An 11,568-nucleotide genomic window follows, 5' to 3' on the forward strand; every position below is an offset into this window, starting at 1 on the left:
CTTTTCAAGTCCACCGGCCCCGCCGGGTGTACTGCTTACAGACTACTCTGCTGAAGCTTCAGCGGTTTCGGCCGGAGCTTCCTCTGCGGTTGCGCCTTCTTCTTCGGCAACAACCGGCGAGAGGGACAGCTTTCCGCGGTCATCGATCTTGGTGATCTCGACCTGGACCTTCTGGCCCACAGAGACGACATCTTCGACGTTGTCCACGCGCTTGCCGTTGGCCAGCTTGCGGAGCTCGGAGATGTGCAGCAGGCCGTCCTTGCCCGGGGTGAGGGAAACGAAGGCGCCGAAGGTGGTGGTCTTGACGACCGTACCCAGGTAGCGCTCACCGATTTCCGGTACCTGCGGGTTGGCGATGGCGTTGATGGCCGAACGTGCAGCGTCTGCGGACGGGCCGTTGGTTGCGCCGATGTAGACGGTGCCGTCATCTTCGATGGAGATGTCCGCGCCGGTGTCTTCCTGGATCTGGTTGATCATCTTGCCCTTGGGGCCGATGACCTCGCCGATCTTGTCCACGGGGATCTTGACGGCGATGACGCGCGGTGCGAACTCGGAGAGCTCGTCCGGGGTGTCGATCGCTGCGTTGATGACCTCGAGGATGTGGAGGCGGGCTTCGCGGGCCTGCTTCAGTGCTGCTGCCAGCACGGATGCGGGGATGCCGTCCAGCTTGGTGTCCAGCTGGATGGCCGTGACGAACTCTGACGTACCGGCGACCTTGAAGTCCATGTCACCGAAAGCGTCTTCGGCGCCGAGGATGTCGGTCAGGGCTGCGTAACGGGTCTGGCCGTCAACCTGGTCGGAAACCAGGCCCATGGCGATACCGGCGACGGGAGCCTTCAGCGGCACACCTGCGTTGAGCATGGAGAGCGTGGAGGCGCAGACGGAGCCCATGGACGTCGAACCGTTGGAACCGAGGGCCTCGGATACCTGGCGGATGGCGTACGGGAACTCTTCACGCGTGGGCAGGACCGGAACCAGTGCACGCTCTGCGAGGGCACCGTGACCGATTTCGCGGCGCTTCGGGGAACCGACGCGGCCTGTCTCGCCGGTGGAGTACGGCGGGAAGTTGTAGTTGTGCATGTAGCGCTTGCGCGTTACCGGCGACAACGAGTCGATCTGCTGCTCCATCTTGAGCATGTTCAGCGTGGTGACACCCATGATCTGGGTCTCGCCGCGTTCGAAGATGGCCGAGCCGTGAACGCGGGGAAGAACCTCGACCTCGGCGGTCAGCTGGCGGATGTCCGTCAGCCCACGACCATCGATGCGGATCTGGTCCTTGAGGATGCGCTGGCGCACGACGTGCTTGGTCACCGAGCGGAACGCTGCGGACAGTTCCTTCTCGCGGCCTTCGAACTCGCCGGCGAGTGCGCCAAGGACTTCGTCCTTGAGCTCATCGGAGGCGTTGTCGCGTTCCTGCTTGTCGGCGATCTGGAAGACAGCGGCGAGCTTGTCGGCCGCAGCGGCTTCAACTGCAGCGTAGACGTCGTCCTGGTAGTCCAGGAAGACCGGGAACTCGACAGTGGGCTTGGCAGCGCGGGCTGCCAGGTCTGCCTGGGCTTCGCACAGTGCCTTGATGAACGGCTTGGCAGCCTCAAGACCCTCGGAAACAACCTCTTCGGTGGGTGCCGTGGCGCCCTGTTCCTTGATGAGGCTCCAGGAGTTGTCCGTGGCTTCGGCTTCAACCATCATGATGGCGACGTCGTCACCGGCAACGCGGCCGGCGACAACCATGTTGAACACGGCGTTCTCAAGCTGGGAGTGCTTGGGGAAAGCAACCCACTGCGAACCCTGCTCATCGGCGATGAGTGCAACGCGGACGCCACCGATCGGGCCTGAGAAGGGGAGACCGGAAAGCTGCGTGGACATCGAGGACGCGTTGATGGCGACGACGTCGTAGAGCTCGTCCGGGTTGATCGCCAGAACTGTGACGACGATCTGGACTTCGTTGCGCAGGCCCTTGACGAAAGCGGGGCGCAGCGGACGGTCCATGAGGCGGCACGCCAGGATGGCTTCGGTGGACGGGCGGCCTTCGCGGCGGAAGAACGAACCCGGGATGCGGCCGGCAGCGTACATGCGCTCCTCGACGTCGACCGTCAGGGGGAAGAAGTCGAACCCTTCGCGCGGCTGCTTGCCGGCGGTGGTTGCGGAAAGAAGCGCAGTGTCGTCGTCGATGTAAACCATCGAAGCGCCGGCTGCCTGCTTGGCAAGGCGACCGGTTTCGAAGCGAATGACGCGCTTGCCGAACCGGCCGTTGTCGATGATGGCTTCGGAGAACTGGATTTCGGGACCCTCCATGGAGAGTCACCTCCGTTTCTGTTAGCGGAAGTCCACCGCATCAACCCAGGCCCCTTCTTTTTTACTGGCCTGTACTACACCCGGTCATCGATCGAGATCCACGGGCTGCACCTCCTGCGGTACACATCCCGGGAATCACTACCGAGGACCGCGAATGCGCGATGCGGTTGATTCCTGTGTTTAGTTGTTGGTGAAGAAGGCGGCCCGTTCCGCAAAGGACCGGGCCGCCAAAGACAGACTAGCGGCGCAGGCCGAGACGCTCGATGAGCGAACGGTAGCGGGCGATGTCGGTGTCCTTCAGGTAGGAAAGCATGCGCTTGCGACGACCAACCAGTGCGAGCAGACCGCGCTGGGTGTGGAAGTCGTGCTTGTGCGCCTTCATGTGCTCAGTCAGATCCTTGATCCGCTGGGTCAGGACTGCAACCTGGACCTCGGGCGAACCGGTGTCGCCTTCAGAGGTTGCGTATTCCTTGATGATGGACTGCTTTACAGCGGCGTCAAGTGCCACGTGAACTCCTAGAGTTGTGCCGTGCTTCCCGATGCAGCGCTTCGCTGCCGGGTTGCCCTTGGTGCGTCTCCACACACAAAAACAGGTCCAGCTGCCACGGACTGCGGCCAGAACCATTCACCAGTTTACCGGCAGGCCGCCAGTGTTGTCGAAATCCCCTACCTCGGGGCGAGCAGCTCACGCGCTTGGGCCACGTCGAGGCACATTTGTTCCACCAGCGCTTCTGGTCCACGGTATGCGACCATCCCCCGCAGGCGCCGGGTGAACTCGACCGCAACGGTTTGGCCGTAGAGGTCGAAGTCTTCAACGTTCTCTTCCGGACGGTCGATCACGTGTGCCTCAACCTGGCGGCTGACGCCATCAAACGTGGGGTTTGAACCCACGGAGATCGCGGCTGGCCAGCGCGTACCCGATTCGTCGATCAGCCAGCCGGCGTAGATGCCGTCGGCCGGGATGTACCCCGTCGACTCCGGGGAAAGGTTGGCCGTGGGGAATCCGAGGTCGCGCCCACGGGCAGCACCATGGACTACTTCGCCCCGCATCCGATGCGGCCGGCCGAGCACGGCCGCCGCCGTGACGACGTCGCCTTCGGACAAAGCCTCCCTCACCCACGTGGAGGAGCAGCGGCGGTCGGCGTCGCCATCGTGATGGAGCGGGGAGCCGCCTGCGCCATACTCGTTGACCACCTGCACACCAAAGCCCAGTTGTTCGCCCAGCTCCTGCATGGTGACAACGTCGCCCACGTTCCCGGCACCGAAGCGGAGATCGTGGCCTACAACCAGGTGCGCGGCGTGGAGCCCGTCCAGCAGAACATCCTGAACGAATTCAACCGGCGTCATCGCCGCAAGGTCCAGCGTGTACTTCATGACCAGGACGGCGTCGACGCCGGTCCCGGCCAACGCGTCCAGCTTGTCCTGGAGGCCCATGATCAGCTCAGGCGCAGCATCTGGCCGGTGGACCTGCGCCGGGTGCGGATCGAACGTCACCGCAACCGAGGGAATGCCGTACCGCTTCGCGGTGTCAGTCAGTTGCGCGAGGACATGCTGGTGGCCCCGATGGACACCGTCGAAATTGCCGATGGTGACAACGGTGGGTCCGAAGTCCTTGGGGACCTCAGTGGGATCGTTCCAGATGTGGACCATCAACCTCGCCTTTTACTGCAGATGTTCATTGCGTCCGGCAACCTCCCGGCTCCGGAACAATCTAAGGTTACCCGCAAGGGCAGACGGCTCAGGACGGCCGGCGCTTGTTGAGCCAGAGGAGCCCAAGGACCGGCAGCACCAACGGCACGAAGCCATAGCCGCGTCCGAACAGCGACCACACGGTGTCGTGCGGGAAAGCGACGGGATCAAAGAGGCTGATCGCGCCGACCACGAGCACGCCCACCAGTTCCGTCAGCACGGCAGCCAGCGAGACATTGAACCAAGTACGGCCCGGCTTCGCCAGCGAAACGGTCGCCACGATATAGACGACGGCGGCAAACGCCGAAAGGATGTGCGCCAGCGGAGCTTCGGCGAACTTGGTGGCAATCTGGTAGCCGGCGCGCGCCGTCGCCGACAAGGCGAACACTGCGTAGACCGCAATCAGCAGACGTCCCGGACCGGTGTTCCGGGTGTCTTTCTGCTTTGGCTGTTGGCCGGCGGGGTTGGTCTCGGTTCCTGTCACTTCGTGTTCTTCCTTCAAGGTCAGTACCAGATCTGGTTCATGCGGGCGCCCATTACGAGGACTGTCACGCCCACTGCCGCGAGGACGAAATTGCTCCAGCGGGTTCGTTCGAGAATTGCCCAGTACACCGCGCCCAAGGGGATGATCAGCGCGGTCAGCATATAGCCCCAGAATTCCCAGGGCTCGCCCGCGATCTGCTCGCCCAAGGCGACGCGGACAATCGACCCCACCAGATAGACCAGCAGCACCACTTCGACGGCCAGCACGGAGTAGATCGTGGGGTCGTTCGGGGCCTTCTTCATCAACCCGGCAACAATGCACATGATGGTCGAAACCAGGCCGACGATCAGGAGTGCATAGAAATATCCGTCCATGCCTACTCCGCCTCGCCCGTTCCGGAAACGGCGCCCGTTCCGGTTCCAGGGCCTGTCCCCGGTGCAAAGACCAGCACGGGCTTGGCGAAGGTGCCCGAATCTGCCAGCAACGCCACCAGCTCTCCCGACGGCGCGAACGCTGCAGCAGGTTTGTCGGCCGTGGCGGCGTCCGGAGTGCCGGCCCCCGGACCCGCCGCGATGCGGCGGCCGAACGATATCTCCGTGGTTTCTTCCTCACTCAACTCACGGTTTGGCATGAGGGCACGTGCGGCCAAGGACATGTCAAGGACTTCGAGTTCTTCTGCCAGTTCTTCGAGGGTCTTGGCCTGCTCGATCGAGTACGGGCCAACCTGGGTGCGTCGGAGGGCGGTCAGGTGTCCGCCAACCCCCAGCGCATTGCCGAGGTCGCGGGCCAAGGCCCGGATGTAGGTTCCGGAGGAGCATTCGACGGTGACGTCGACGTCGACTACCCTGCCGCCGTCGGGCCTGTTGACCGCATGGATGTCGAAACGGTGGATGGTGACCGGCCGGGCAGCGAGCTTGACCTCTTCGCCGGAACGGACGCGGGCGTAGGAACGTTCGCCGTTGACTTTGATGGCGCTGACGCTGCTGGGGACCTGTTGGATGGGGCCGGTCAGTGCAGCGACGCCGGCAGCAATGTCGTCATCGCTGACGGCGGCTGCGCTGCGGACTTCTGTGACCTCGCCCTCGGCGTCGTCCGTGATGGTGGCCTCACCCAGCCTGATGGTTGCGGTGTAGGTCTTGGACGTGCCCACAATGTAGGTCAGCAACCGTGTTGCCTTGTTAATGCCGATCACCAGCACCCCGGTGGCCATGGGATCCAGGGTTCCTGCATGCCCCACTTTCCGGGTGCCGGCCAGCCGCCGCATCCGTCCAACCACATCATGGCTGGTCCATCCCTGCGGTTTGTCAACGATTACCAGTCCAGAAAGCACGCTTACCAGTATATGGGTGGCTAGGATGGCTCCCATGCCTGAGCTTGCCGCGCACGTCCGCGACGTCCCCGTGAACCAGATCCGCGAAATCACAGAAGCCGCCTGGGCCACCCCCGGAGCGATTGTCCTGAGCATAGGTGAGCCAGGCTTCCCGCTTCCGCGCCACGTCCTGGATGCCGGGATCGCGTGCCTGGACCGGGATGAGACCAACTACACACCGAACGCGGGGATTCCGGTCCTCCGGGAAGCCTTCGCGGCGCGGTTTCGGGAGCAACAGGGCGTGGACATCGGCGCGGCGCGTGTCTACGTGGTGGACGGCGCGCAACAGGGGCTGCACTTCGCCATGAGCCTGCTCCTGTCCCCCGGTGATGAAATCCTCATCCCCAATCCGGGCTACCCCACGTTCGCCATGACCACCCGGCTCTTGCACGCAGTTCCCGTGCAATATCCCCTCTACCCGCACAACGACTTCCAGCCGCACATCGAGGACATTGAAGCCCTCATCACGCCCCGGACCAAGGTGTTGATGCTGAACTCGCCGTCAAATCCCCTGGGTGCGGTCATCAGCGAGGAAACTACCCGGCAACTGGTTGACCTTGCAGTCAAGCACGACTTGTGGATCATTTCGGACGAGTGCTACGAAGCCTTCACCTTCGACGTCCCGCACGTCAGTCCGGTCCGTTTTGACAGCGCCATACCCGGCGAGGCCAGGGTGTTCGCTTCCCTGACGCTCTCCAAGACATACGGCCTGACCGGCCTGCGTATCGGTGCTCTGGTCTGCCCGCCGGGGCTGGAGCAGAAGATGAATAACGTCATGGAATCGATCGTCTCGTGCGTGGCCTCACCGTCGCAGTACGCGGCCTTGGCGGCGCTGACCGGGCCGCAGGAGTATGTTTCCAACGCCCGCGAGCACTACCGGAGCAACCGCGACGCAGCCTCGGCCGTGCTGGCGGAGAAGAACATTCCCTTCCTGGGTGCGCAGGGAGCCTTCTACCTGTGGGCCGACGTTTCGCACGTGAGCGACGGCGATGTCCGCACCTGGGTGCGCAAATTCCTGGCGGACTCAGGCGTGTCGTTTGCACCGGGAACGGCGTTTGGATCGATCGGTGAGGGTTGGATCCGGATTGCGCTGTGCGGCGGCCAGCAGGAACTGCTCGACGGCGTCAGCCGCCTCCCAGCCCGGCCCGGCTCCGACGCATCCTGACAGGACCGCCCTAGTAGGCAGTGCGTCGGACGTGGCTCCGCCATGCTTCGAAGGGCTGGTCCGCGGCCGGGAGCTCGAAGTGTTCCACGGGGAGAAGCCCGGGCCTGGATCCGCTGAAGAACTCGTAGAACAATTCATCATCAAAGCCTGCCCGTGCCGCTCCGTGCCTGTCGGCCGCGAAGTAGACGTGCCCGATCCTGGCCCACAGTGTGGCCGAGAGGCAGAGCGGACACGGTTCACAGCTGGTGTAGAGTACCGAACCCGAGAGGTCGAACTTCCTGATGGCCGCGGCAGCCCGGCGGATCGCCACTACCTCGGCGTGTGCTGTGGGATCGTGGTCCCTGGTTACCCGGTTGACTCCCTCGTGGGCGGTTCCGTCCGGGGTGACCACAATGGCGCCAAATGGTCCGCCGCCGTCGGCCACATTCTGGACGGCCAGTTGGATGGCCCGGTTCAGATATTCATCACGTTCGTGATCACTGTGCACCGACATGCTCCGATCCTAACGAGTTTTTGTACAGCTAATGCCCCTAAAACACAGTCTTAGGGGCATTAGCTGTACAAAAACTCGAGGGGCTAGCGGGTGGAGTCCTCGTGGGATTCCTCGTCGTCGACGTCGTCTTCGTCGATGTCTTCCGGATCATCGCCCTTGTACGGATCCGCGTCGCCTGCGTGCTTGGCCCCGGCAGCCAAAGCGGCTACCTCGGCGTCGCGACGCTTGGCTTCGCGCAACAGTTCCTCAAGGTTCGAGGCGTTGACCGGGATCTGGTCTGCCACGAATTCGAGGGTGGGGGTGAGCCGGACAGTGATGTTGCGGCCAACTTCCTGGCGCAGAACGCCTTTTGCCTTCTCCAGCGCTTTCGCGGCATCGGAGTGGGCAACCTCGTCACCAAAAACCGTGTAGTAGATGGTGGCGTGCTGAAGGTCGTTGGTGACGCGGGCATCGGTGACCGTGATGGACTCGACGCGCGGATCCTTGACCCGGCGCCCGAGGGCCTCGGCGACGACGACCTTGATCCGCTGTGCCAGTTTGGCAGCGCGTGCGGGATCAGCCATGACTTCCTCCTGGAAAGTAGAAACGGGGACGGAACGGGTCCGCCGGGAATACCCGACGGACCCGTTCCCTGCGGAACCTAGACGCGCGGCTTTTCGCGCATCTCGAAGGTCTCGATGATGTCGCCTTCGCTGATGTCGTTGAAGGAGCCAAGACCGATACCACACTCGAAGTCGGTACGTACTTCGGTGGCGTCATCCTTGAAGCGCTTGAGCGTCTCAACGGTGAGGTTGTCACCGATGACCTTGCCATCGCGGCTGACACGTGCCTTGGTGTTACGGCGGATGATGCCCGAGCGGACGATCGAGCCGGCGATGTTACCGAACTTGGAAGAACGGAAGACTTCGCGGACCTCGGCGGTACCGAGCTGGACTTCCTCGTACTCCGGCTTGAGCATGCCCTTGAGAGCCATCTCGATGTCATCGATTGCTGCGTAGATGACCGAGTAGAAGCGCATGTCCACGCCTTCGCGGTCGGCCAGTTCAGCGACGCGCTCAGCCGGCTTGACGTTGAAGCCGATGATAATGGCGTTGTCCACCGTTGCCAGGTTGACGTCGTTCTGCGTAATGGCACCCACACCACGGTGGATGACACGGAGCTGAACGTCGTCGTCTCCGACATCGATCTTGAGCAAGGCGTCTTCGAGGGCTTCCACGGCACCGGACACGTCACCCTTGAGGATGAGGTTGAGGGTGTCGATCTTGCCTTCGGCAACTGCCTGGTCGAAGTCTTCCAGGCTGATGCGCTTGCGACGCTTGGCCAGGGCGGCGTTGCGGTCTGCTGCTTCACGCTTCTCAGCGATCTGGCGGGCCGTACGCTCGTCCGGGGTCACCAGGAAGGTGTCACCTGCACGCGGCACGTTGGACAAGCCGAGGACCTGGACCGGACGGGACGGCAGTGCGACATCGAGTGCCTCGCCGTTCTCGTCGAACATGGCACGGACGCGGCCGTGGGCCGTACCGGCAACGATCGTGTCACCAACAGCCAAAGTACCCGACTGCACCAGGACGGTGGCAACGGAGCCGCGGCCCTTGTCCAAGTTCGCTTCGATGGCAATGCCTCGAGCGTCCTTGTCCGGGTTGGCGCGCAGATCCAAAGCGGCGTCGGCGGTCAGCAGAACGGCATCGATCAGCTCATCGATGTTGAGGTTCTGGCGGGCAGAAACCTCAACGAACATGGTGTCGCCACCGTATTCTTCGGGAACCAGGCCGTACTCGGTGAGCTGGCCCTTGACCTTGTCCGGGTTGGCGCCTTCCTTGTCGATCTTGTTCACAGCGACAACGATCGGCACATTTGCCGCCTGGGCGTGGTTGAGTGCTTCAACCGTTTGCGGCATGACGCCGTCATCGGCTGCGACAACCAGGATCGCAATGTCGGTCACCTTCGCACCACGGGCACGCATGGCCGTGAAGGCCTCGTGACCGGGGGTGTCAATGAAGGTGATGTCGCGGGCCTGGCCCTCGTGGATGTGGCTGATCTGGTAAGCACCGATGTGCTGGGTGATGCCACCGTGCTCGCCGGCCACAACATTGGAGTTGCGGATGGCGTCAAGCAGGCGGGTCTTACCGTGGTCAACGTGACCCATGACGGTGACAACCGGCGGACGCGGCTCAAGTACGTCGTCGCCCTCGGCGTCCAGTTCGTCCTGGATGTTGATGTCGAACTGGTCCAGGAGCTCGCGCTCCTCGTCTTCGGGCGAAACAACCTGAAGCTTGTAGCCAAGTTCAGCACCGAGCAGGGCAAAGGTGTCTTCGTCCAGCGACTGGGTTGCCGTTGCCATCTCACCGAGGTGGAACAGTACGGTCACCAGCGACGCGGGGTTCGCATCGATCTTCTCGGCGAAGTCCGTGATGGACGAGCCGCGACGCAGGCGGATGATGGTCTCGCCGTCACCGCGGGGTACTGATACGCCACCCAGCGACGGAGCACTCATCTGCTCCAGTTCCTGGCGCTTTGCGCGCTTCGACTTGCGCTGCTTGCCACGACCGGCGCCGCCCTTGCCGAAGGCACCCTGGGTACCACCGCGGCCACGGCCGCCCTTGCCAAAGCCACCGCCGGCGGGAGCTCCGCCACCAGTGCCTGAACCTGGAGCGCCACCGGGACGACCAGGTCCGCCACCCGGACGGCCTGCGCCACCGGGACGGCCAGCGCCACCCGGAGCCGGACGCTCAGTGCGGTTGGGCATCATGCCCGGAGTCGGACGGTTTCCGCCGCCTGGACCACCGGCAGGACGCGGAGCGCCCGGACGGGGTGCGCCAGGACGCGGGGCACCCGGACGGGGACCACCGGTTCCTGCTGCGGGACGGGGACCACCGGTACCGGCCGCGGGGCGGGGACCACCGGGGCGTTCGCCATCATTGCGGCGTTCGCCACGGGGCATGCCCTGGGACGGTGCGAACGGGTTGTTGCCCGGACGCGGCGGACGGTCGCCATCGCCACCACGGCCGCGGGGCATGCCCTGCGACGTAGCGAACGGGTTGTTGCCGGGACGGGGACCACCCGGACGCGGTGCCTGGCCGCCTTGGCGCGCCGGGGCAGGAGTCTCTGCCTTGGGAGCAGGACGTGCGCCGGGCTTGGCCGAAACCGGGGTGGATGCGGCCGGAGCAGCGGGAGCTGCCGGGGCCGGTGCCGAGGGAGCCGGAGCTGCCGGGGCGGGAGCTGCAGCTGCCGGGGCCGGAGCCTTCGGCGTTGCAGGGCCCGGAGCCGGAGCAGCCGGACGGGATACGGGACGGCTGGCCGCGGGAGCGGCTGCGGGGGCGGCAGACTTGGCAGCGCCGGCACCCGGATAGGCGTCGCGAAGCTTCTTCACGACGGGGGCCTCAATGGTGGAAGAGGCGGAGCGAACGAATTCGCCCAATTCCTGCAGTTTGGTTACTGCATCTTTGGAAGTAATACCGAGCTCTTTGGCGAGCTCATGTACGCGGACCTTGGCCACATTTCTCCTGTCTCGGTCCGCACCGAGCCAGGCACGAACCGTCTACTTCTTACTGCGGGCCTTCGCCGCTTGCGCGCATGAAAGGCCCATTGCAAAGCGCAACAAAGTTGTCATCGTTACGCACTCATCGCTGGGAACTCATCGGGTTTCCATCAGTTTTCTGACCCGCTTTCAGGTTTGGACGGTTTTCCTGTGGGTGCCTCAGCCTCCACAAGTGGCGTACCCGGCATGAGGTAGCGTTCGACGGCGCCCGTTTCAGTTGCGCCCGCAAGGGCCCTTCCGAACGCGCGACGCTTGATCGCCAATGCCAAGCACTTCTCGCTGGGGTGCAGCCACGCACCCCTGCCGGTCATCCGGCGTCGAACATCGACGAGGACGGCGGATGAACCGCCGCCTTGGGCGACCAGCCGGACAAGCTCGGACCGGGAGCCTTGCTTCCGGCATCCAATGCACGTGCGAACAGGCCCTTGGACGCGTTCAAGCAGTTCAGCCACGACGTGTCCAACCTGCCTTACGCTACTGTCGCCCGGCGTCCAGGCCTGTCAATTAGGCCGTGGCACACCAAAACACATGGATA

At 63.9% G+C, this 11,568-nt stretch carries 11 protein-coding genes; 1 reads left to right on the top strand and 10 read right to left on the bottom strand.

The features are described from left to right. Positions 1 to 42: 42 nt before the first annotated feature. The 6 genes from ACFVSI_RS13350 to truB form a co-directional block, all read right to left on the bottom strand. Positions 43 to 2,295, bottom strand: coding sequence for a polyribonucleotide nucleotidyltransferase (locus ACFVSI_RS13350; protein WP_387824255.1), 2,253 nt, complete (start codon positions 2,293 to 2,295; stop codon positions 43 to 45). Positions 2,296 to 2,533: 238 nt separating this feature from the next. Then, positions 2,534 to 2,803 (bottom strand): 30S ribosomal protein S15, encoded by a 270-nt coding sequence (gene rpsO, locus ACFVSI_RS13355; protein ID WP_387433932.1) that lies wholly within the window; start codon positions 2,801 to 2,803, stop codon positions 2,534 to 2,536. Between the two features lie 158 nt (positions 2,804 to 2,961). After that, positions 2,962 to 3,945 carry a bifunctional riboflavin kinase/FAD synthetase gene (locus ACFVSI_RS13360; protein WP_387824258.1) on the bottom strand — a complete coding sequence of 328 codons (984 nt, stop codon included), beginning with the start codon at positions 3,943 to 3,945 and terminating at the stop codon, positions 2,962 to 2,964. An 88-nt stretch (positions 3,946 to 4,033) separates the two neighbouring features. Continuing rightward, the gene (locus tag ACFVSI_RS13365; protein ID WP_387824261.1) at positions 4,034 to 4,468 is read right to left on the bottom strand and encodes a hypothetical protein; all 435 of its coding nucleotides are present in this window, start codon (positions 4,466 to 4,468) and stop codon (positions 4,034 to 4,036) included. Between the two features lie 20 nt (positions 4,469 to 4,488). Then, positions 4,489 to 4,842, bottom strand: coding sequence for a hypothetical protein (locus ACFVSI_RS13370; protein ID WP_387824264.1), 354 nt, complete (start codon positions 4,840 to 4,842; stop codon positions 4,489 to 4,491). Between the two features lie 2 nt (positions 4,843 to 4,844). Further along, complete coding sequence (truB, locus tag ACFVSI_RS13375) at positions 4,845 to 5,798, bottom strand: tRNA pseudouridine(55) synthase TruB (protein WP_387824267.1); 954 nt, start codon at positions 5,796 to 5,798, stop codon at positions 4,845 to 4,847. A 34-nt stretch (positions 5,799 to 5,832) separates the two neighbouring features. Between truB and ACFVSI_RS13380 the strand changes: the two genes are divergently transcribed. Continuing rightward, on the top strand, positions 5,833 to 7,002 hold the full coding sequence (locus tag ACFVSI_RS13380) for a pyridoxal phosphate-dependent aminotransferase (RefSeq protein WP_387824269.1): 1,170 nt from the start codon (positions 5,833 to 5,835) through the stop codon (positions 7,000 to 7,002). Between the two features lie 10 nt (positions 7,003 to 7,012). Here the strand turns inward: ACFVSI_RS13380 and ACFVSI_RS13385 are convergent, their stop codons facing one another. The 4 genes from ACFVSI_RS13385 to ACFVSI_RS13400 all read right to left on the bottom strand — a co-directional run bounded on the left by ACFVSI_RS13385 (position 7,013) and on the right by ACFVSI_RS13400 (position 11,485). Next, complete coding sequence (locus ACFVSI_RS13385; protein WP_387824272.1) at positions 7,013 to 7,495, bottom strand: nucleoside deaminase; 483 nt, start codon at positions 7,493 to 7,495, stop codon at positions 7,013 to 7,015. A gap of 83 nt (positions 7,496 to 7,578) precedes the next feature. Next, positions 7,579 to 8,058 (bottom strand): 30S ribosome-binding factor RbfA, encoded by a 480-nt coding sequence (rbfA, locus tag ACFVSI_RS13390; RefSeq protein WP_387824276.1) that lies wholly within the window; start codon positions 8,056 to 8,058, stop codon positions 7,579 to 7,581. Positions 8,059 to 8,135: 77 nt separating this feature from the next. Continuing rightward, positions 8,136 to 10,991: a translation initiation factor IF-2 gene (gene infB / locus ACFVSI_RS13395; RefSeq protein ID WP_387824279.1), complete on the bottom strand. Its 2,856-nt coding sequence runs from the start codon at positions 10,989 to 10,991 to the stop codon at positions 8,136 to 8,138. Positions 10,992 to 11,143: 152 nt separating this feature from the next. Further along, positions 11,144 to 11,485: a YlxR family protein gene (locus tag ACFVSI_RS13400; protein ID WP_387824282.1), complete on the bottom strand. Its 342-nt coding sequence runs from the start codon at positions 11,483 to 11,485 to the stop codon at positions 11,144 to 11,146. Between the last annotated feature and the right edge of the window lie 83 nt (positions 11,486 to 11,568).

The organism is Paenarthrobacter sp. NPDC057981 (assembly GCF_042886835.1).
GTDB lineage: Bacteria > Actinomycetota > Actinomycetes > Actinomycetales > Micrococcaceae > Arthrobacter.

What these genes read in the sequence shown, in the direction of transcription:
- ACFVSI_RS13380 (WP_387824269.1), top strand. Translation starts at nt 5,833, where the DNA reads ATGCCTGAGCTTGCCGCGCACGTCCGCGACGTCCCCGTGAACCAGATC.
- ACFVSI_RS13360 (WP_387824258.1), bottom strand. Translation starts at nt 3,945, where the DNA reads ATGGTCCACATCTGGAACGATCCCACTGAGGTCCCCAAGGACTTCGGA.
- ACFVSI_RS13370 (WP_387824264.1), bottom strand. Translation starts at nt 4,842, where the DNA reads ATGGACGGATATTTCTATGCACTCCTGATCGTCGGCCTGGTTTCGACC.
- rbfA (WP_387824276.1), bottom strand. Translation starts at nt 8,058, where the DNA reads ATGGCTGATCCCGCACGCGCTGCCAAACTGGCACAGCGGATCAAGGTC.
- ACFVSI_RS13350 (WP_387824255.1), bottom strand. Translation starts at nt 2,295, where the DNA reads ATGGAGGGTCCCGAAATCCAGTTCTCCGAAGCCATCATCGACAACGGC.
- ACFVSI_RS13385 (WP_387824272.1), bottom strand. Translation starts at nt 7,495, where the DNA reads ATGTCGGTGCACAGTGATCACGAACGTGATGAATATCTGAACCGGGCC.